The organism is Deinococcus sp. JMULE3, assembly GCF_013337115.1.
Classification (GTDB): Bacteria; Deinococcota; Deinococci; order Deinococcales; family Deinococcaceae; genus Deinococcus.
This window is the reverse complement of record NZ_SGWE01000004.1, coordinates 489,802-509,208: the sequence shown is the minus strand read 5'-3', so window position 1 is coordinate 509,208 and position 19,407 is coordinate 489,802. Positions and strand designations below refer to the sequence as shown.

General features: G+C 70.0%; 18 protein-coding genes. 11 read left to right on the top strand and 7 right to left on the bottom strand.

The window, feature by feature from the left end; all coding sequences use genetic code 11:
• Positions 1-34 precede the first annotated feature (34 nt).
• From EXW95_RS05245 to EXW95_RS05230, 4 genes are all read right to left on the bottom strand, one after another.
• On the bottom strand, positions 35-820 hold the full coding sequence (locus EXW95_RS05245; RefSeq protein ID WP_371809918.1) for an ABC transporter ATP-binding protein: 786 nt from the start codon (positions 818-820) through the stop codon (positions 35-37).
• A complete protein-coding gene (locus EXW95_RS05240) occupies positions 817-1,806 on the bottom strand; it encodes a branched-chain amino acid ABC transporter permease (RefSeq protein ID WP_174366576.1) in 990 nt (329 codons plus the stop codon). Before EXW95_RS05240 ends, EXW95_RS05245 begins: the two co-directional genes overlap by 4 nt.
• Positions 1,803-2,663, bottom strand: a complete 861-nt coding sequence (locus tag EXW95_RS05235; protein WP_174366575.1) for a branched-chain amino acid ABC transporter permease — start codon at positions 2,661-2,663, stop codon at positions 1,803-1,805. The genes EXW95_RS05240 and EXW95_RS05235 overlap by 4 nt, the downstream gene beginning before the upstream one ends.
• Before the next feature lie 115 nt (positions 2,664-2,778).
• Positions 2,779-3,939, bottom strand: coding sequence for an ABC transporter substrate-binding protein (locus EXW95_RS05230; protein WP_174366574.1), 1,161 nt, complete (start codon positions 3,937-3,939; stop codon positions 2,779-2,781).
• A gap of 103 nt (positions 3,940-4,042) precedes the next feature.
• Here EXW95_RS05230 and EXW95_RS05225 point away from each other — a divergent pair, with 103 nt between their 5' ends.
• Genes EXW95_RS05225 through EXW95_RS05215 form a run of 3 tightly spaced genes read left to right on the top strand, consistent with a single transcriptional unit; the run spans position 4,043 to position 6,576 of the window.
• The gene (locus EXW95_RS05225; RefSeq protein WP_174366573.1) at positions 4,043-5,125 is read left to right on the top strand and encodes an alpha/beta fold hydrolase; all 1,083 of its coding nucleotides are present in this window, start codon (positions 4,043-4,045) and stop codon (positions 5,123-5,125) included.
• A 7-nt stretch (positions 5,126-5,132) separates the two neighbouring features.
• Positions 5,133-5,849, top strand: coding sequence for an alpha/beta fold hydrolase (locus tag EXW95_RS05220; RefSeq protein WP_174366572.1), 717 nt, complete (start codon positions 5,133-5,135; stop codon positions 5,847-5,849).
• A gap of 28 nt (positions 5,850-5,877) precedes the next feature.
• A complete protein-coding gene (locus EXW95_RS05215) occupies positions 5,878-6,576 on the top strand; it encodes a CoA transferase subunit A (RefSeq protein WP_174366571.1) in 699 nt (232 codons plus the stop codon).
• Positions 6,577-6,620: 44 nt separating this feature from the next.
• Here the strand turns inward: EXW95_RS05215 and nadE are convergent, their stop codons facing one another.
• Positions 6,621-7,460, bottom strand: a complete 840-nt coding sequence (gene nadE / locus EXW95_RS05210; RefSeq protein WP_174366570.1) for an ammonia-dependent NAD(+) synthetase — start codon at positions 7,458-7,460, stop codon at positions 6,621-6,623.
• A gap of 68 nt (positions 7,461-7,528) precedes the next feature.
• Here nadE and EXW95_RS05205 point away from each other — a divergent pair, with 68 nt between their 5' ends.
• The 6 genes from EXW95_RS05205 to EXW95_RS05185 all read left to right on the top strand — a co-directional run bounded on the left by EXW95_RS05205 (position 7,529) and on the right by EXW95_RS05185 (position 13,971).
• Entirely contained in the window at positions 7,529-8,932 is a 1,404-nt protein-coding gene (locus tag EXW95_RS05205) for an MFS transporter (RefSeq protein ID WP_371809917.1), read from the top strand.
• A complete protein-coding gene (locus EXW95_RS20960; protein ID WP_256435000.1) occupies positions 8,929-9,057 on the top strand; it encodes a hypothetical protein in 129 nt (42 codons plus the stop codon). Before EXW95_RS05205 ends, EXW95_RS20960 begins: the two co-directional genes overlap by 4 nt.
• Positions 9,058-9,190: 133 nt before the next feature.
• Entirely contained in the window at positions 9,191-10,129 is a 939-nt protein-coding gene (locus EXW95_RS05200) for an adenylyltransferase/cytidyltransferase family protein (RefSeq protein ID WP_174366568.1), read from the top strand.
• 139 nt (positions 10,130-10,268) lie between these two features.
• Positions 10,269-10,898, top strand: a complete 630-nt coding sequence (locus EXW95_RS05195) for a CoA transferase subunit B (protein ID WP_174366567.1) — start codon at positions 10,269-10,271, stop codon at positions 10,896-10,898.
• A gap of 98 nt (positions 10,899-10,996) precedes the next feature.
• The gene (locus tag EXW95_RS05190) at positions 10,997-12,667 is read left to right on the top strand and encodes an acyl-CoA carboxylase subunit beta (RefSeq protein ID WP_174366566.1); all 1,671 of its coding nucleotides are present in this window, start codon (positions 10,997-10,999) and stop codon (positions 12,665-12,667) included.
• A 95-nt stretch (positions 12,668-12,762) separates the two neighbouring features.
• The gene (locus EXW95_RS05185; protein WP_174366565.1) at positions 12,763-13,971 is read left to right on the top strand and encodes an acyl-CoA dehydrogenase family protein; all 1,209 of its coding nucleotides are present in this window, start codon (positions 12,763-12,765) and stop codon (positions 13,969-13,971) included.
• A gap of 70 nt (positions 13,972-14,041) precedes the next feature.
• On the opposite strand, the gene EXW95_RS05180 is transcribed toward EXW95_RS05185, so the two are convergent.
• Entirely contained in the window at positions 14,042-14,578 is a 537-nt protein-coding gene (locus EXW95_RS05180; RefSeq protein ID WP_174366564.1) for a hypothetical protein, read from the bottom strand.
• Positions 14,579-14,616: 38 nt separating this feature from the next.
• On the opposite strand from EXW95_RS05180, the gene EXW95_RS05175 reads away from it, so the two are divergent.
• Positions 14,617-15,636, top strand: a complete 1,020-nt coding sequence (locus EXW95_RS05175; RefSeq protein WP_254605514.1) for an alpha/beta hydrolase — start codon at positions 14,617-14,619, stop codon at positions 15,634-15,636.
• A 6-nt stretch (positions 15,637-15,642) separates the two neighbouring features.
• On the opposite strand, the gene EXW95_RS05170 is transcribed toward EXW95_RS05175, so the two are convergent.
• Entirely contained in the window at positions 15,643-16,578 is a 936-nt protein-coding gene (locus EXW95_RS05170; RefSeq protein WP_174366563.1) for a nucleoside hydrolase, read from the bottom strand.
• Between the two features lie 553 nt (positions 16,579-17,131).
• Here EXW95_RS05170 and EXW95_RS05165 point away from each other — a divergent pair.
• Positions 17,132-19,396: a bifunctional (p)ppGpp synthetase/guanosine-3',5'-bis(diphosphate) 3'-pyrophosphohydrolase gene (locus EXW95_RS05165; RefSeq protein ID WP_174368828.1), complete on the top strand. Its 2,265-nt coding sequence runs from the start codon at positions 17,132-17,134 to the stop codon at positions 19,394-19,396.
• Positions 19,397-19,407: the final 11 nt, after the last annotated feature.

Genomic DNA, 19,407 nt, shown 5'->3' with positions numbered 1-19,407 from the left:
GGTCGGGTTCGTCTCCGACTCACCGCAATTCCTGTCATGCCTGTAATCCTTCCTCGGTGCCCAGGTACGCGCTGACCACGCGTGGGTCGGCGGTCACCTCGCGGTACGTGCCCTGCGCGAGCACCTGCCCCTGATCCATCACGACCACCCGGTCGGCCAGATCCCGCACGACCGGCATGATGTGCTCGATGAACAGCACGCTCACCCCGCTGTCGCGCACGCCGCGCACCAGAGCGACGGCCTCCTGAGCCTCGCCGGGACGCAGGCCCGCCATCACCTCGTCCAGCAGCAGCACGCTGGGGTTCGTCGCCAGGGCGCGCGCCACCTCCAGCCGCTTGTCCTGCAGCAGCGTCAGCTCATGCGCGGCCTTGTCGGCGTGCGCGGCCAGACCGGTGCGTTCCAGCAGCGCCCAGGCCCGCTCGCGCGCCTCCGGCAGGCGCTGACCGGGCTTGCCGAACAGCGCGCCCACCGTGACGTTCTCATGCACGGTCATCTCCGGGAAAGGCCGCACGATCTGGAACGCGCGGCCCAACCCGGCGTGACAGCGGGCCTCCATGGGCAGGTCCGTCACGTCGCGGCCCATCAGGTGCAGCCGCCCCGCTGACGGGCGGTACACGCCGGACAGCAGGTTCAGCAGCGTCGTCTTACCCGCCCCGTTCGGCCCGATCACCGCCAGGATCTCACCCTGATGGTGCTTGAAAGACACGTCCTGCACGGCCTTCAGACCCCCGAAGCGCTTCGAGAGGCCCTCGGCACGCAGGACCTCCACGCCCTGCGGGGCAGGGGAGAGGGTGCCCCCAATGGTCGTCGCGGCGGTCACAGGTCACCTCCGTGCTTCTTGTTGCGGCGCAGGCCCATCAGGCCGCGCGGCAGCCACAGGATGCTCAGCATCAGCACCAGCCCGTACACGACGAGATACCCGTTCTTCACGCTGTTGTGCAGCACTTCCTCGGCGACGCGCAGCACGGTCGCGCCCAGCACCGGCCCCAGCGTCGTGTACAGCCCCCCAAAGATCGAGGTGGTCAGCGGCGCGATGGAGTTCGCGAGGCTGAACGTTTCCAGCGGGTTGATGAAGAACGTCTTCCCGGCGTACAGCACCCCCGCCAGCGCGGCCAGCGACGAGCTGATGAAGAACGCCAGCAGCTTGAAGCGCACGATGCTCACGCCCAGCACCCGCGCCGTTTCCTCGCCCTGCCGGATCGCGGCGAACGCGAAGTGCAGCCGCGTCAGGCGCACCGCCAGACTGACCAGCACCGTGAACGCCAGCAGCCCCCACGCCAGAAAGTACTGCGCGCGGCTGTTCCCGCCCAGCAGCGCGGGCACGAGCAGCCCGGTCGCGCCGCCCGCGACGCTCTCGGGGAGGTTCTGGATGATCGTGCGGACGACCTCGGTGAAGGCCAGCGTGGCGATCGCGAAGTACATGCCGCTCAGGCGCATCGTGACCGCGCCCAGAATCAGGCTCACGCCGCCCGCCAGCAGTGCCGAGGCGGGCATGGCCAGCAGCCACGGCAGGCCCGCTTTCAGCAGCAGCGCGTACCCGTACGCGCCCAGCCCGTAGAACGCCGCGTGCGCGAGGCTCACCTGCCCGCTGCGCGCCAGGATGTCCCACGACAGCGCCATGATCCCGGCCACCAGCGTGAAGAACGCGATCTGCAGCAGGAACTCCGAACGGGTGCCCAGCGGCAGGAACGGGAACAGCGCCGCCAGCAGCAGGAACCCCAGCAGCGGCAGGACCGCGCCCAGCGTTACCTCGCGGCGCGGTGCCGCGCGCACGGGGCTGTTCCCCTCCGCGTTGCGGGTGCTCATCGTGCCCCCCGGAAGGACCGCAGGACCAGCGTCCCGAAGATCATCAGGAAGAACACCGCGTCACTCCAGCCGCCACCGCCCGGCACGTACGTCTGCACCAGCGCCTCGCTGACGCCCAGCAGCACCGACGCCCACAGCACGCCCGTCAGGTTTCCCAGGCCCGCCATGACGATGATCGCGAAGGCCTTCAGCGCGAACACCAGCCCCACGGTCGGGGACGCGAACAGGAGCACGCTGACCAGCACGCCCGCCACCGCCGCCAGGGCGCAGCTCACGCCGAACGCGATCAGGTACACGCGGTCCACGTTGATGCCGATCAGCTGCGCGCCCCGGCGGTTCTGCGCCACGGCCCGCATCTGGCGGCCCAGCGTCGTGCGGTACAGCACCCCGTACAGCGCGGCCAGCAGCAGCGCCGCCAGTCCGAACGCCAGCGCCTTCGGGCCGCCCACGCTCAGGTCGCCGAGTTGCAGGCTGCTCGCCTGGTACGGCGTGCTGACCGTGCGGGTGTTGCCGCCCAGCAGCATCAGCGCGAGGTTCTGCAGTAGGATGCCCAGCCCGAACGTCAGCAGCATCTGGTTCAGTTCCGGCGCGAGCAGCACGTGCCGGATGCTCACCCGGTACGTCAGCGCCCCGATGGCGAACACCGCGACGGCGATGACCGGCAGGCTCAGCAGCGGATCGACGCCCAGGAACGCGCTGCCCGCCCACGCCAGGAACGCCCCGATCATCAGGTATTCCCCGTGCGCGAAGTTGACGATGCCGACCACGCCCACCGCCAGCGCCAGCCCCGACGCGACCAGCGCGTACAGTCCGCTCTGGAGCAGGCCGTTGACCAGCGTCTGCATAAATAAGTCCATCTCTCTTCCTCCCCTCTGCCCTGCGAGGACACCGTCCAGAAAAACGCTCCGGGCTCTAAGCTGCCGGGGAACACGTCCCACACAGCTCACAGCCCAGAGCTCACCGCTCAGAGCATTACTTGCCGTACACCATGGACTTCTGCGCGAACTTGATCGGGTAGACCGGCACGCGCGCGTCCCCGAGATACTGGAAGTGCAGCCAGTTCCCGGCCTTGAAGCCCTGGTACTTCGTTTTCAGGCTGGGGCTGAAGGTCAGCTGCCCGAACGGCGTGGACACGTTCGTTTTCGCCATTTCGGCGGCGACTTTGGCCTTGTCGGTCGTGCCCGCGCGGTTGATCGCGGCGGCCAGTGTCTTGAGGTTCACGTACGCCAGCGGCGCGAAGTACTCGTCGGTCACGGTGCCGAACTTCTTCCTGTACGCGGCGACGAACGCGCGGCTGTCCTTGTTGGGGCTGGTGGACAGCCACAGGCTCAGGCCCGCGACGTTGTCGGCCAGTTTGTTCTTCTCGAAGCCGACGGGCCAGCTGGGGGGTGTGCCGTACAGCAGGCCCAGCTGCAGGTTCTGCTGCTTGATCTCGGTCGCCAGGGGCAGGGCGTCGGTGTCGTAGCCGACCCAGTACAGGATGTCGGGTTTCGCGGCCTTGGCCTTGCTGACCAGCGGGCCGAAGTTGCCGCTGCCGGTCTTGAACTTCTCGGTCATGACGACGTTGAACCCCGCCTTCCTGAAGGCGTCCACGGTCGCGTCGATGCCCGCGCTGCCGAAGGGGCCGTCCTCGTACGCGATGGCGATGTTCTTCGCCTTCTTGTACGTCTTGAGGTACTTGAAGTACCCGAGGATCGCCTCGAAGTTGTAGTACGACCAGGGGTGGTAGTGGAAGAAGTACGGGTGGTCCGCGAAGGCGTCCTCGACGGGCACGGCGGCCGCGCCGATCCAGGCCATGAAGGTGCCGTACTGCTTGGCGGGCCCGCTGATGGCGATGCTGGTGGCGCTGCTCACGCCGCCCGCCATGAAGTCCACCTTCTCGACCGTCACGAGCTTCACGAACTCCGGCACGGCCTTGGCGGGGGCGCTGCCGTCATCGGCGAATTCCAGTTCCAGGGGCTTGCCCAGCACGCCGCCCGCCTTGTTGATCTCGTCCAGGGCCAGCTGGTACCCGCTTCGTGCGGCCTGCCCGGACACGCTGCCCGCCCCGCTCAGGGGAAGCAGCACGCCGACCTTCACCGCGCTCGCGCCGGACAGCGCAAGCAGAATGCCCGTCATCAGGAGTGTTTTCATGTTCGCCCGGCAGTCTAGGACCGACTCGTCACACGGGCGTTACACCTGCCGCTGACCGGGCGTGTAACCGGCCCGTGACGCCCCCCACCTAGCCTGAACCGCGATGCGAGACAGTCAGTGGACCTGGACCCCGGGCGACTCCCCCGGTCTGTTCGAACTGCGGGGTGACCTGAACGTGGCGGGCGTCCCCGTCCCCGTGCGCCTGGGCGGGCGCGCCTGGGGTGAACTGAACGCCGCGCGCGACAACGCCGTGCTGGTCTGCCACCACTACACCGGCACCATGCGCGCCGCCGGGGTTCAGCCCGACGGCACGCCCGGCTGGTGGGCGGCCCTGATCGGGCCGGGGCGGGCGCTGGACACCGACCGGTTCCACGTGGTGTGCCTGAACAGCCTGGGGAACGTGCAGGTGCGCGACCCGCAGGTCGTCACGACCGGCCCCGCCACGCCCCACCCGGACGGGCAGCCGTGGGGAGAGCGGTTCCCGGCGTGGACGATGGCGGACCTGCACGCGGCGCAGTGCGGCCTGCTGCGCGCGCTGGACGCTCCGCACTGGCACGCGGTGGTCGGCCCCAGCTTCGGGGGGATGCAGGCGCTGCAGTGGGCGGCGCGCGCCCCGGCGCTGGCGCCGCGCGTGGCGGCGGTCGTGACCAGTCCGGTCGCGGGGCCGGTGCTGCGCGGCGTGTTCGGGCCGCTGCTGCACGCGGCGGCGCAGGGCGACCCGGATGCGGCGCTGCACGAGACGCTGCGCCTGATCACCTTCTTCGGGCTGGGCGCGGACGGCATGGACCTGCTGTTCCGCGAGGAGGACGTGGACGCCTACCTGCGTACCCGCACCGTCACCGCGGACCTGAGCCACGTGCTGGACATCGGCCGGGCCGTGCAGACCCATGACCTGCTGGAGGTCGCCCCCCTGGACGACCTGTGCCGCCGCTGGCGTGACCTGGGCACCCGGCTGCTGAGCGTGAACGTCCGCGGTGATCAGTTCTTCCCTGCCGCCGAGATGCGCGAGTTCGCCGCGCGCACGCAGGAGGCAGGCGTGGCGCACACCCACCTGGAATTCGACTCGCCGCGCGGGCACCTGGGCGGCCTGACCGACACTGCCGCGTTCGAGGACGCCCTGCGGGACCTGCTGGGCACGGCGCCGATCCCGCCCGCGCTGGACGTGGCGGAGGTGCGCCATGTCTGACGGAGGCATGACCCGCACCCTTGTAGCGCTGCACGGGAATTTCGCGTCCGCCCGCTGGTGGGTGGACCTGCTGGCCGATCCGCCTGCGGGGTGGCGGGTGCTGGCCCCGGACCTGCCGGGCTTCGCGGGCACGCCCCACGTGGGCGAGGTTGCGATTGGATCGTACGCGGACTGGATGCAGGACTGGCTGCACGCGCAGGGTGTCGTGCGGCCCGTGCTGCTGGGGCACTCGCTGGGAGGCGCGGTGGCGCTGGAGGTCGCGGCGCGTGAGCCGCAGGCCCTCGCGGGTCTGGTCCTGGCGGCCAGTGCACCCCTGAACGGGCTGGTCACGCCGGAGGAGAACTACCCGGTGCTGGAACTGCTGCGCACCACCCCGCCGCTGATGGAGGCCAGCCTGGGTGCCCTGTTCCCGTCGCGCCGCCCGGCGAACTTCGCGGACCTGCTGGCGGACGGCGCGAACATGGCCGTCACGCATTACAGCGGGAATGCCCGCGCGCTGGCCGCGTGGCGGGTGGACGCGGCGCGCCTGGCCGGGCTGCCCACGCTGGTGTTGGGCGGTGAACTGGACCCGCTGATCACGCCGGACATGGTGCGCGCACAGGCGTCGGCGCTGGGCACGGCGGCCACCATCCTGACCGGGCGCGGTCACGGCTTCCCGCAGGAGGACCCCGCCGCCTTCCGCGCGCTGCTGGACGGGTTCCTGTCCAGCCTCCCCATCTCCTAACGACCGTTCGTTCTACACTGGAGCCAACATGAACAAGGTGTACCCCGACGCCCACGCGGCGCTTCACGACATCGTCGCCGACGGCCAGACCATCGCCGTGGGCGGCTTCGGCCTGTGCGGCATTCCCGAACAGCTCATCCTCGCCCTGCGCGACAGCGGCGCTAAGGACCTGACCGCCGTCAGTAACAACGCCGGGGTGGACGGCTGGGGCCTGGGCCTGCTGCTCCAGACCCGCCAGATCCGCAAGATGATCAGCTCCTACGTCGGCGAGAACAAGGAATTCGAACGCCAGTACCTCGCCGGGGAACTGGAACTGGAATTCACGCCGCAGGGCACCCTGGCCGAACGCATGCGCGCCGGGGGCGCGGGCATCCCCGGCTTCTACACGAAGACCGGCGTGGGCACCACCGTCGCCGAGGGCAAGGAACACAAGGACTTTGACGGCCAGACGTTCATCCTGGAACGAGGCATCGTCGCCGACGTCGCCCTGGTGAAGGCGTGGAAGGCCGACCGGGCCGGGAACCTCGTGTACCGCAAGACCGCCCGGAACTTCAACCCGATGGCCGCCACCTGCGGCAGGGTCACCGTCGCGGAGGTCGAGGAGATCGTCGAGATCGGTCAGATCGACCCGGACGACGTGGACACCCCCGGCATCTTCGTGCAGCGCGTCGTGCTGAACGCCACGCCCGAGAAACGCATCGAGCAGCGCACCGTCCGCGCCGGGTGAGAAGGGGGACGGCCCGGCATCGTCAGCCGGGCTGCCCCCCTGGTTCAGTGCTTCTGCCACCACCCGTCGAACGGCGTGACCGGCACGGCGCGCTTGTGCCGGGTGACGCGGTACATCCGCTCCAGTTTCTCTGCCACTTCCGGCGCGACCGGCTGGCCTTCCAGGTAGTCGTCGATCTGGGCGTACGTCAGGCCCAATGCCACTTCATCGGGGAGGCCGGGGCGGTCGTCCTCCAGGTCGGCAGTGGGCACCTTCTGCCACGTCTCCGGCGCGGCGCCCAGGTGCGCGAGGAGCTGCGCGCCCTGGCGTTTGCTCAGGCCGGTCAGGGGGGTCAGGTCCACGCCGCCGTCCCCGTACTTCGTGAAGAAGCCCGTGATGGCCTCGGCGGCGTGGTCGGTGCCCACCACGAGCAGGTTCAGCTGCCCGGCCAGCGCGTACTGCGCGACCATCCGCTCGCGGGCCTTGATGTTCCCCCGCACGAAGTCGCGCAGCTCGCCGCCCATGCCCGCCTCGGCCAGCGCCTCGGCGGCGGCCCGCGCGGCGGCGTCCACGGCGCCCTTCACGTTCACGGTCACGCTCCGGTCGGGGCGGATGAACGCCAGGGCGCGCTGCGCGTCCGCCTCGTCGGCCTGCACGCCGTACGGCAGGCGCGCTGCCACGAACGTCGCGTCCGCACCCTCCCCGCGCAGTCGCTCGGCGGCCAGCTGGCACAGCCGCCCCGCCAGGGTGCTGTCCTGCCCGCCACTGATCCCCAGCACGAACCCCCGCGTGCCCGACGCCCGCAGGTACGCGCACAGGAACGCCACGCGCCGCTCCACCTCGGCCGCCGGGTCGATGACGGGGCGGACCTCCAGTTCCGTGATGATGGCCTGCTGCATGCTCATGCCGCGCAGTATCCCAGATGCGCTCAGGTGGCGCCCGGGCGCACGCAGGAACGCTCTACACTGAACGGGTGACCGAGCGGCCCACCCGACTGTACCTCCCGGACGACGTGCCCGCCGCGCCGCTGCCCGGCACCACCACCGTCGACGCCGTCATCGAGAGCCTGGGTGTCGGGGCGTTCCAGATCCGGCTGCTGCTCATCTGCGGCCTGACCTTCGCCGCCGACGCTATGGAGGTCCTGCTGATGGGCTTCGCGCTGCCCGGCGTGAACGCCTCGTTCGGCCTGCCGTCCGGCGCGCTGGGCAGCACCATGCTGCTCTCGGCGACGTTCCTCGGCATGCTGCTCGGCGCGCCCTTCTGGGGCCGTCAGGCCGACGTGTACGGGCGCCGCCCGGTGTTCCTGTTCACGGTGCTGGCGGGCGTGATCTTCGGGCTGGTGGGCGCCATGGCCCCGAACATCTGGGTGCTGGTGACCGCGCGGGTCCTGGCCGGATTCGCCATCGGGGGCACCATGGCGGTCGACTACGCCCTGATGGCCGAGTTCGTCCCCCGGCGCGTGCGGGGCCGCTTCCTGGTGCTCACCGAGGGCTTCTGGGCGATCGGGACGCTGCTGATCGCCGCGCTGGCCTACGGCGTGGGGCACCTGCTGCCACCGGAGGAGGGCTGGCGGGTGCTGGTGCTGATCGCCGCCCTGCCCGGCGTGGTGGGCCTGCTCGTGCGGACCGGCGTGCCGGACTCGCCCCGCTGGCTGAGTGCACGCGGCCGCCTGGACGAGGCCCGCGCCGCGCTGGAACGGGTCGCACAGCTCAACGGGCGAGACCTGCCGCCCGAACCGCTGGCCGCGCCGCGCCGCGTGACCGCCCGGCCCCCCCGCTGGGCGGCGCTGCTGTCCCCGCACCTGCGCGACCGGACGCTGCTGCTGGGCATCACCTGGTTCGGCATGAGCCTCGGGTACTACGGGATCTTCTCGTGGCTGCCCACGTACCTCCGCACGCAGGGCGTGGACCTGCCCGAGGCGTACCGCCTGGCGATGATCCTGGCGCTGGCGCAGATTCCCGGTTACCTGCTGTCCAGCCTGCTCGTCGAGTGGCTGGGGCGCCGCATGACGCTGGTGATCTTCATGCTGTCCAGCGCCGCCGGAGCGTACCTGTTCATGCTGTCCAGCGAGCCCGTCTGGACGCTGGTCGCGTCGGGGCTGCTGTCGTTCTCGCTGCTGGGCGCGTGGGGGGCGCTGTACGCCTTCACCGCCGAGGTGTTCCCCACCACGCTGCGCGGCACCGGCATGGGCACCGTCAGCGCCGCCGCGCGGCTGGGCAGCCTGATCTCCCCGGTGGCGGGCGGCCTGCTGCTCAGCGGGAACCTCGGTCAGGCGCTCACCGTGTTCGCCGCGTCGTTCATCATCTCGGCCGGGTGCGTCTGGGCGACCGGACTGGACCTGCGCGGCCAGCCCGTGCCGGAAGGGGAACACGGATGACGGGCGCGTCCCCGCTCGGCTCGGCGCTGTTCACGGACCTGTATCCGCTGACCATGCTGCAGGGCGACCACGCGGCCGGACTGCACGCGCAGACCGCCAGCCTGCGCGACCGCCACGGGCTGTGATACGGATTCCGTCTGTTTCGCCAACCATCCGGAACGTCACCAGATTGCCGGCTCCACGTCCGGAACCCGCCCCGCTCCCACTCGCATCCGCTCGGATTGCAGGGGCTGTGCAGCCCATTCAACCGGAGTCCGTATGGCCGATCCGCTGACCGTGTACGTGGGGCGATTTCAGCCGCCGCACGCGGGGCACCTGCAGACCATGCAGGCCGCCATAGACAGGCGCGGGCGGCTGCTGGTGCTGCTGGGCAGCGCGAACCTCGCCCGCAGCGCCCGCAATCCGTTCACGCCGCGCGAACGGGCCGGGATGATCCGCGCCGCGCTGCGCGAGTCTGGGGTCCCGCCGGGCCGCGTGACGCTGCGCCCCCTCCCGGACGAGTTCGACGCGACCCGCTGGGCGGCGCACGTCCGCCACGCTGCGCACGCCGTCGCCGGGAACGCCCCCGTGGTCCTGACCGGTTTCGAGAAGGACGCCAGCAGCAGTTACCTGCGCTGGTTCCCCGAGTGGACCCTGGCCCCCAGCCCGGCCCTGTGGGTGGGGGAGGGCGTGCTGAACGCCACCGAGGTCCGCGCTGGCCTCTTCGGGCAGGGCGAGGTGTCCCCGGACCTCCCCCCGGCGGTCTCCGGATTCCTGACCCACTTCCGGGGCACGGGCACCTTCACCCGCCTGCGCGCCGAGTGGACCGCGCTGGAGGCCGAACGGGCCGAGTGGGACGGCACGCCCCGCCACGAACGCCTCGACCTGCACGTCACCCCGGATCAGTCGCTGGTGTGGCTCTCCCGCTGCCCCGGCCCGGTCGGCGCGGGCCTCTGGACCCTGCCCGCCACGCCCCTGCCCCCCGACAGGCTGCCTGCGGGCGCGACGGTGTTCAGCCACCCGGCCCGCTCGCTGGGCGTTCCCACCACCGCGCACGTCGTCCTCGCGGACGCGCCGCCCGTGGGGACCCGCCCGGTGCCCCTCGCGCACGCACTGGAGCGCCCCAGGCAGTTCTTCGAGGACCACCACGTCATCCTCCGGCGGATGCTGGAGGCCGGGAGCGGCGCGCCGGGCGCGGGAGATGGACGCTCCACCTGAAACGGGCCTGTGACGGGCGCCGGGCATGATACGGGTGTCCATTCCAGCGGGCCCGGCGGCTTGACACCCCGGCAACCCGCGCCGCAAGCTGCCCCTGACTTTCACAATCCCACCCCTACTGACCGCAAGGAGGTCACCCATGCCCTGGACCCGAGACGAGATGGCCGCCCGCGCGGCCCGTGAACTGCAGGACGGCTACTACGTGAACCTGGGCATCGGCCTGCCCACCCTGGTCGCCAACCACATCCCCGACGGCGTGAGCGTCATGCTGCAGAGTGAAAACGGTCTGCTGGGCATCGGCCCGTTCCCCACCGAGGATCAGGTGGACCCGGACCTGATCAACGCCGGGAAGCAGACGGTCACGGCGCTGCCCGGCGCGAGTTTCTTCTCCAGTGCGGACAGTTTCGCCATGATCCGCGGCGGGCACGTGAACCTCGCCATTCTGGGCGCCATGCAGGTCAGCGAGAAGGGTGACCTGGCGAACTGGATGATTCCCGGCAAGATGGTCAAGGGCATGGGCGGCGCGATGGACCTCGTGGCGGGCGTGCAGCGCGTCGTGGTCCTGATGGAGCACGTGGCGAAGGGGGACGCGCACAAGATCCTGCCCGACTGCACCCTGCCACTGACCGGGCAGGCGGTCGTGAACCGCATCATCACGGACCTGGGCGTGCTGGATGTCACGCCTGGCGGCCTGAAACTGGTGGAACTCGCGCCGGGCGTGACGCTGGAAGAGCTGCAGGCGAAGACCGGCGCGGCCATCCACGCCTGAACCGCCTCCCCCGGCGCCTCCCGTGTCCCGGTGGATGCGGGGGGCGTGTCCTGCTTCCCTCGCATCCCTAACGAGCGTTTGTTAGACTGATGGCAACAATGACCCAGCCTGACACCAGCGCCCCCCCGGCGCCCCCGACCCGTAGCGCGTGGCAGGACGCCCTGGAACGCCTCGCCACCGACCGCCTGACCGTCCACGCGGGCGGGGGCGCCAAGGCCCAGCAGCGCCAGCACGACAAGAACCGCCTGACCGCCCGCGAACGCATCCGCCAGCTGATCGACGATGGCACCCCCTTCGACGAACTGATGACCTTCGCCGGGTGGGAGATGTATGGGGACGTCGGCGGCTGCCCGTCCGGCGGGACCGTCACCGGCATCGGCACCATCCAGGGTCGCCCCTGGATGATCATCGCCAACGACGCCACCGTGAAGGCCGGGGCGTTCTTCCCGATCACCGCCAAGAAGGTCATCCGCGCGCAGACCATCGCCCTGGAAAACCACCTCCCGGTCGTGTACCTCGTGGACAGTGCGGGTGTGTACCTGCCCATGCAGGACGAGATCTTCCCCGATCAGGACGACTTCGGCCGCGTGTTCTACCTCAACGCCCGCATGAGCGCACGCGGCATCCCGCAGATCGCCGCGATCATGGGCAACTGCGTCGCGGGAGGCGCGTACCTGCCCGTCATGTGCGACACCCTGATCATGACCGAGGGCTCCGGGCTGTACCTCGCCGGGCCCGCGCTGGTGAAGGCCGCCATCGGACAGGTCGTGGACAGCGAGGACCTCGGCGGGGCGGGCATGCACGCCTCTATCGCCGGGACCGTGGACTACAAGGAACCCGACGACGCCGCCGCACTGAAACGCATCCGCGCGCTGGCCGACCTGTACGCGCAGGGCGAACCCGCCCCGTTCGCCCGCCGCCGCAAGGAGACGCTGCCCGCCCCGGAACGCGACCTCACGGACCTCGTCGGCTTCGACGGCAGCAGGACCTACGACGTGCGCGACCTCATCACTGCCCTGGTGGACGGGGGCGAGTTCCACGAGTTCAAACCCGAGTACGGCGAGACGCTCGTGTGCGGCTTCGCCCGCGCCGGCGGCTACCCCGTGGCGTTCGTGGCGAACCAGCGCACCGTCATCAAGAAGAAACTCAAGAGCGGCGGCGAACCCGGCCTGCGCACCCGCATCGAGGTCGGCGGCGTCATCTACGGCGACAGCGCCGACAAGGCCGCCCGCTTCATCATGGACGCCAACCAGGCGGGCGTGCCCCTCGTGTTCCTGAGTGACGTGACCGGCTTCATGGTCGGCCGCGACAGCGAACAGGAAGGCATCATCCGGCGCGGCGCGAAACTCGTCAACGCCGTGAGCAACACCGTCGTCCCCAAGATCACCATCATCACCGGCGGGTCCTTCGGGGCCGGGAACTACGCCATGAACGGCAAGGCCTACGCCCCCCGCTTCCTGTTCGCGTGGCCCAGCGCCAAATACGCCGTCATGAGCGGCAACGCCGCCGCCAAGACCCTCCTCGACATCCAACTCGCCGCACTGAAACGGGGCGGCCACCAGCCCGACGACGAGGAACTCCAGCGCCTCTACGACGAGGTCAAGAGCAAGTACGACACCGAACTCGACCCCCGCTACGCCGCCGCCCGCCTCTGGGTCGACGAGATCATCCCCCCCAACGACACTCGCGACCGCCTCATCCGCGCCCTCGAAGCCTGCGCGCAGAACCCCCACCAGGACGAATTCCGCGTCGGCGTCTTCCAGGTATAGGTCCGTCGATGGTTGAAGGTCGATGGTCGAAAGACTGCCCGCCTTCCTCCATCACCTATCAACTTTCAACCATCACCCCCTCCGAAGGAGCCCCCATGACCAGCACCCTGAACCGCCCCGATGCCATGAACCCGAACACGCAGCCCATGAACGACGACCAGCGCACGATCATCAGCGCGCTGCGCGCCTTCCTGAAGAACAAGGTCGAGCCCGGCGCGGCCGAGCGGGACCAGACCAGTGAGTTCCCCATGCAGATCGTCCGTGAACTGGGCGAGATGGGCATCATGGGCGCGCAGACGCCCGAGGAGTACGGCGGCGCCGGGCTGGACACGGCGACGTTCGCGATGATCATCGAGGAGATCGCCGCGGTGGACGGCAGCCTGTGCCTGACGGTCGCCAGTCACAACAGCCTGTGCCAGGGTCACATCCTGATCGGCGGGACCGAGGCGCAGAAGCAGAAGTTCCTCCCGGCCCTGGCCAGCGCGGAGAAGCTGGGCGCGTGGGGCCTCACCGAACCCGGCAGCGGCAGCGACAGCGGCGGCATGCAGAGCAACGCCAAGGAGCAGCCCGACGGCAGCTGGATCCTGAACGGCAGCAAGAACTTCATCACGCAGGGCAGCGTCGGCGGCACGTACGTCGTCCTGGCCCGCACGGACGCCGCCCGCCCCGGCAAGGGCAAGAACGACGGCATCAGCGCGTTCGTGTTCAACCGCGACGAGGTGCAGGGCTTCTCCATCGGCCGCAAGGAAGACAAGCTGGGCCTGCGCTCCAGCGACACCGCGCAGCTGATCTTCGAGGACATCCACCTGCCGCAGGGCGCCCTGCTCGGCGAGCGTGGGAACGCCTTCAAGGACGTCATGAAAGTCCTCGACGGGGGCCGCGTCGGTATCGCCGCCATGGGCCTCGGCCTGGGCCGCGCCGCGTTCGAGTACGCCGCCCGCTACGTCAACCAGCGCGAACAGTTCGGCAAACCCATCGGTCACAACCAGAACCTCGCGTTCCGCCTCGCCGACATGGACACCAAACTCGAGGCCGCACGTCTGCTGATCCGCAAGGCCGCCGACCTCAAGGACGCCGGCATGAACTTCACCGTCCCGGTCGCCCGCGCCAAACTCTTCGCCACCACCGTCGGCGTCGAGGCCTGCGACGAGGCCATCCAGATGCTCGGCGGGTACGGCTACATCAAGGAATACCCCGTGGAACGCATGTGGCGCGACAACCGCCTCACCCGCATCGGCGAGGGCACCGACGAGGTGCAGCGCCTCGTCATCAGCCGCGACGTCCTCAAACGCTTCGCGGACTGAAACGAGCTCCGAGTGAATGGTGTGCAAGCACCGTTCAACCCGAATCAGTGGGCAGGGAAGGGGCCGGGGATTACTCCTCCGGCTCCTCCAGTTTTTCCAGGAACTCGTCGTACTGGTACGCGATCTGATCCGAGAAGCCGTACCCGAACCCGTCGGCGTTCTTCACGAGGCGTTCCAGCCGCTTGAAGGGAATGTCTTTCACGTCGAGGGTCGCGGCGCGTTTCAGGGCCGCTTCGAAGACGCCTTCCATGCTGCTGTAGTTGTTTTCGGGCCAGTCGCCGTACGCGTGCAGGCACAGCACACCGGCCTCGACGTAGCGCAGTTCCGCGTCCAGGGCCTCGGCGGGCGCGGCGACTTTCAGGTACGCGGTCAGGGCTTTCTTCGCCCCGCCGACCTTCATGCTGGGCAGGCGGCCGGAGGTGCGGAACGCCTTCTCCAGTTCGGTGTCCAGCCGGTCGAGGAGGCCGCTGTGGTCGCCTTCCAGCAGCGCGGCCAGCTGGCGTTTGTTGTCGCCGCTGGCGCGGTACAGCGTGACGATCAGCTCGCGGAGTTCCGGGGCGTCCATGTCGCCCAGCGTGTGGCGGAGTTGCGTGAGGGTCAGGGCCATGCCGTCAGCGTACCGGCTGGCGGGTGCGACAATCAGCCATGAAAGCCGGAAGACTGTGGGGGGTGGGGGCGGCGCTGGTGCTGGGTGCGTGGGTCCTCTCGACCAGACGCGCCGCCTCGTATGCCCGGCTGCACCCGGAGTTGCGCTCTCCTTTCGTGCGCTTCCGCTCGCCGCCGTTCACGGCGGGTGTCGTGGCGGTCATGGGGGCGATGCAGGCCCGCGCGAAGGCTCCAGCGCTGCCGGACGGGGTGACGGTGGAGGAGCGGCGCATTCCCGGCCCGCCCGGTGCGCCGGATGTGACGGTGTTCGTGTATAGGCCCCCGAATCTCCCGGCTGGGGCGGCGGCGATCCTGAACATTCACGGGGGCGGGTACGTGACCGGGTCGGCGGCGGCGTACCACCCGCAGAGCGCCGCGTACGCGCGAGAACTGGGCGTGCTGGTCGTGGGCGTCGAGTACCGTCTCGCGCCGGGCACGCCGTTCCCCGGCCCGCTGGAGGACTGTTACGCCGCCCTGACCTGGATGGCGCGGGAAGCAGAGGCCCTGGGCCTCGACCCGGCCCGCATCGCCCTCGTCGGCGACAGCGCCGGGGGTGGGCTGGCCGCCGCGCTGGCGCAGCTCGCGCACGACCGGAGCGAGGTCACGCCCGCCTTCCAGCTGCTGTACTACCCCATGCTGGACGACCGCACGGCCCTGAACGCCGATCACGCCGGGCGGGGTGAGTTCATCTGGCGGCCCGCGTCGAACGTGCTGGGCTGGACGTCGTACCTGGGCCGCCCACCGCGTCTGGACGATGCCCCCGAGTACGCCGCGCCCGCCCGCCGCGCCGAACTGACCGGCCTGCCGCCCGCGTGGATCGGCGTGGGCACTCTCGACCTCTTCCACGAAGAGGACCGGGACTATGCACGGCGACTCCAGGCTGCCGGGGTGCCCTGCGAGTACGTGGAGGTGCCCGGCGCGTACCACGCCTTCGAACGCTTCGCGCCGGACTCGGCGGTGGCGCGTGGCTTCACGACCTCCGCCCTGAACGCGCTGCGGCGCGGGCTGAGGCTGAGCTGATCCGGTTCAGCGATACGTCCCGATGCGGTCGCGTAGCAGCTCGAAGAAGCCGTCGGCGTTGACGTGGGTCATGACCTGCGCGTTGGGGGCGTTCCCGGTGACGTGCCAGAGGTCGGCGACGGTGCGGCCGTGGCTGGGGCCGCCGCTCAGGTCGATCTGGACGTGCATGGGTTGCACGCGGAACAGGTCGGGGCGCAGCAGGGACGCGACGGTCAGCGGGTCGTGCAGCGCGCCGCCGTCCCAGCCGTAGCGTTCACGGTGGTGTTCGGCGAAGAAGGCGAGCAGGTCGGCGACGAACGCGCCGGTGGGGGTGCCCAGGTCGCGGAACATGGCCACGCGGGCGGGGTGCGCGATGGCCTGATGGCTGGCGTTCAGGCCGATCATGGTCAGCGGCACGCCGCTCCCGAAAACGACGTGCGCGGCGTGCGGGTCGGCCAGGGCGTTGAATTCGGCGGCGGGTGTCCAGTTGCCGGTGTCGGTACTGCCGCCCATCCACACGACCTCCCGCACCAGTGGAACGATGTCCGGCGCGAGGCGGAAGGCCAGCGCGACGTTGGTCAGGGGTCCGGTGGGGACCAGCGTGATCTGGCCGGGGTGGGCGCGGACGGTGCGGATGATGAACGCGGCGGCGTGTTCGTCTTCGGTGCCGCGCGTCGGGGTGGGCAGGTGGGGGCCGTCCAGGCCGCTCTCGCCGTGCACGGCTTCCGCGCTGATCCTGGCCTGCACGAGCGGGCGGTCCGCTCCGGCGTACACGGGCACGTCGGACCGGGCGATCTGGCGGGTGATCAGGGCGTTGCGGGTGGTGCGGTCCAGGCCCACGTTCCCGAACACGGTGGTCAGGCCCAGCACGCGCAGTTCCGGACTGGCGAGCGCCAGCAGGATGTTCACGGCGTCGTCGTGACCGGGGTCGAGATCCAGGATGACGGGGCGGGGCGCGCTCATGCGGGTCAGTATGCGCCGCGAGGAATCGGCAAGGGGTCTGTCAGAGTTCACAGCGAGAGACCTGGTGTGGTGGCCTGCGTGAAGGTCGGTCCGGGGCAGCCCGAACCCAGCCCTGTGGTGGGTGGAGGCCGTGCCGGTCGGTGTGCGGCGTGCATGAGGGTCCATGAGCGGAGGTGTCCCCCACGGGGGCACCCGTCGCGCGTCCGGCGCGTGAAGTCATGGTAAGGCCCGTGCCATAACTGTCAGGGTCAGGTCAGTACACTGAGGGCATGAAAGGCCTGCGTGAATTCGTCGACTGGCTGCGCGAGGTGCTCACTGGCGGCCCTCAACCTCAGCCGGTTCCGGTTCCCGTGCGCGTGCGTGAGCGCCGCTGACGGGCAGTAAGCGTCCTCCTTCTCCATCCTGACTCTCCCGCCCACCCGCGTGGTGGGCGTTTCCCTGCTGGTCGCTGCCCGGCGCCGTGATGGGGGCGTGTCTGCTCCGCGTCAGGTTCATGCCGGTGGGGGGCGCTATGCTGCGGGGCGTGCAGGCAGGCGCAGACAGCGACTATGGAATGGGGGAGCTCCGGGCGCTGATCGCGTCCCGGCCCGAAGGGGACCGGCAGCGGGTGGAGGCGGCGTTCGTGTTCGCGCGGGACGCGCACGCGGGCGTGAACCGCAAGAGCGGCGAGCCGTACATCACGCACCCGGTCGCGGTGTCGGTGATCCTGGCGCGTCTGGGCATGGACACTGAGAGTCTGATGGCGGGTCTGCTGCACGACACGGTCGAGGACGTGGACGGCGTGACCTTCGAGCTGGTGGAAGAGCAGTTCGGGCCGGACGTGCGCCGCATCGTGGAAGGCGAGACGAAGGTCAGCAAGCTCAGCAAGCAGGGCTCGCAGGCGGCCGAGGTCCGCGAGTCCGGGCGGGACGTGCAGGCGGAGAACCTCCGGCAGATGCTGATCGCCATGACGGGCGACATCCGCATCATCGTGGTGAAGCTCGCCGACCGGCTGCACAACATGCGCACCCTGGGGTCCATGAAGCCCGAGAAGCAGCAGCGGATCGCGCGGGAGACCATGGACATCTTCGCGCCGCTCGCGCACCGCCTGGGGATCGGGCAGATCAAGTGGGAACTGGAGGACCTGAGCTTCCAGTACCTCTACCCCGACGAGTACGCGTACCTGCAGTCGCGCCTGCGGACCCGGCAGGAGGAACGCCAGACGCTGATCGAGAACGCCGTGCAGCAGCTGCACGAGGCCCTCATCGACGATCTGGAGCTGCCCGAGTGGATCAGTGACATCGACATCGCGGGGCGCAGCAAGCACCTCTGGAGCATTCACAACAAGATGCAGCGCGAGGGCAAGGGCCTGGAGCAGATCTTCGACCTGCTGGCGATCCGCGTGATCCTCACGCCGCGCGAACTGGTGGTGCCGCCCGGCACGGACGAGAAGCGCCGCGAGCGGGCCGAGGAGACCCGCGAGAAACGCATCTGCTACCACACGGTCAGCATCGTGCATAGCGTCTGGACGCCCCTGCCGGGCCGTTTCAAGGATTACATCGCGGTGCCCAAACCCAACGGGTACCAGTCGCTGCACACGACCGTGATCAGCCCCAGCGGGCAGCCCATCGAGGTGCAGATCCGCTCCCGGCGCATGCACGAGGTCGCGGAGTTCGGGATCGCCGCGCACTGGATGTACAAGCAGGGCAGCCAGCTCGCGCAGCGTGACCGGGAGAACTGGATCACGCAGCTGCGCGAGTTGCAGAACGAGATCAACGACGCCTCGGACTACATGGACGCCGTGAAGGTCGACATCCTGTCGCAGCGCGTGCGGGTCTTCACGCCCAAGGGCCTGGCGATCAGCCTCCCGGCGGGCAGCACCCCGATCGACTTCGCGTACCACATCCACACCCGCATCGGCGAGACGACCGTGGGCGCGCGCGTGAACGGCAGCATCGTGCCGCTGTCGCACCGGCTGGGCAACGGCGACATGGTTGAGATCGTCACCAGCAAGAACGGCCACCCCAGCCAGGACTGGCTGAACTTCGCGGTGACCCGCTCGGCCCGCACGAAGATCCGCCATCACTTCCGCGCGCAGGAACGCAGCGAGGCGCTGCAGCACGGGCATGACCTGCTGGAACGCTACCTGCGTAAGCGGCAGCTGGCCGTGCGGCAGCTGATGCGCACCAAGCTGCTGGAGGACGCCGCGCAGAAACTCATGGGGTCCCGCAACCCGGACGACCTGTACCTGGCGCTGCACGCCGGGAAACTCACGCCCAGCGCCGTGGGCAAGGTCCTGTCGCCGCAGCTGGCGCAGGAGCAGGCCTCCGGCCCGGTCCGCCGCGCGCCCGTCCCGAAGGCCCCCGAGCCGGGCGGCGTGTACGTCGAGGGGTTCAGCACGAACACCAAACTCAGCCAGTGCTGCAACCCCATCCGCGGCGATCAGGTCATGGGGTACCTGACGCGCGGGCGGGGCGTGAGCGTGCACCGCATCGACTGCCCGAACATGATCCGCCTGCTCAAGGACGAACCGGAACGCTGCGTGGCCGCCTCCTGGGACCCCGGCACGCCCGGCAGCGTCCTGGTGGACGTGGACGTCATCGCGCCCGACCGCACGGGACTGCTCGCGGACGTGCTGGGCGTCCTGGCCCGCGAGAAACGCAGCCCCACCAAGGTGGAGGCCGTGGTCGGGCAGGAGGAGATCGCCGTGATCCACCTGCGCCTGAACGTGTCCGGGCACGGGGACCTGGAAGGCATCCGCCGCGCGATCCTCACGGTGCCGGGCGTGCAGGACGTCGTCCGGGTCGGCGGACGCAAACGCAACGGCGCCAGCAGCTGACCCGGTCGCCC

Bases quoted from the DNA above. Each gene is read 5' to 3' on its own strand.
- EXW95_RS05175 (WP_254605514.1), top strand. From the start codon at position 14,617: ATGAAAGCCGGAAGACTGTGGGGGGTGGGGGCGGCGCTGGTGCTGGGT.
- EXW95_RS05220 (WP_174366572.1), top strand. From the start codon at position 5,133: ATGACCCGCACCCTTGTAGCGCTGCACGGGAATTTCGCGTCCGCCCGC.
- EXW95_RS20960 (WP_256435000.1), top strand. From the start codon at position 8,929: ATGACGGGCGCGTCCCCGCTCGGCTCGGCGCTGTTCACGGACCTGTAT.
- EXW95_RS05185 (WP_174366565.1), top strand. From the start codon at position 12,763: ATGACCAGCACCCTGAACCGCCCCGATGCCATGAACCCGAACACGCAG.
- EXW95_RS05190 (WP_174366566.1), top strand. From the start codon at position 10,997: ATGACCCAGCCTGACACCAGCGCCCCCCCGGCGCCCCCGACCCGTAGC.
- EXW95_RS05240 (WP_174366576.1), bottom strand. From the start codon at position 1,806: ATGAGCACCCGCAACGCGGAGGGGAACAGCCCCGTGCGCGCGGCACCG.
- EXW95_RS05170 (WP_174366563.1), bottom strand. From the start codon at position 16,578: ATGAGCGCGCCCCGCCCCGTCATCCTGGATCTCGACCCCGGTCACGAC.
- nadE (WP_174366570.1), bottom strand. From the start codon at position 7,460: ATGAGCATGCAGCAGGCCATCATCACGGAACTGGAGGTCCGCCCCGTC.
- EXW95_RS05215 (WP_174366571.1), top strand. From the start codon at position 5,878: ATGAACAAGGTGTACCCCGACGCCCACGCGGCGCTTCACGACATCGTC.
- EXW95_RS05180 (WP_174366564.1), bottom strand. From the start codon at position 14,578: ATGGCCCTGACCCTCACGCAACTCCGCCACACGCTGGGCGACATGGAC.
- EXW95_RS05195 (WP_174366567.1), top strand. From the start codon at position 10,269: ATGCCCTGGACCCGAGACGAGATGGCCGCCCGCGCGGCCCGTGAACTG.
- EXW95_RS05230 (WP_174366574.1), bottom strand. From the start codon at position 3,939: ATGAAAACACTCCTGATGACGGGCATTCTGCTTGCGCTGTCCGGCGCG.
- EXW95_RS05165 (WP_174368828.1), top strand. From the start codon at position 17,132: ATGGGGGAGCTCCGGGCGCTGATCGCGTCCCGGCCCGAAGGGGACCGG.
- EXW95_RS05225 (WP_174366573.1), top strand. From the start codon at position 4,043: ATGCGAGACAGTCAGTGGACCTGGACCCCGGGCGACTCCCCCGGTCTG.
- EXW95_RS05235 (WP_174366575.1), bottom strand. From the start codon at position 2,663: ATGGACTTATTTATGCAGACGCTGGTCAACGGCCTGCTCCAGAGCGGA.
- EXW95_RS05200 (WP_174366568.1), top strand. From the start codon at position 9,191: ATGGCCGATCCGCTGACCGTGTACGTGGGGCGATTTCAGCCGCCGCAC.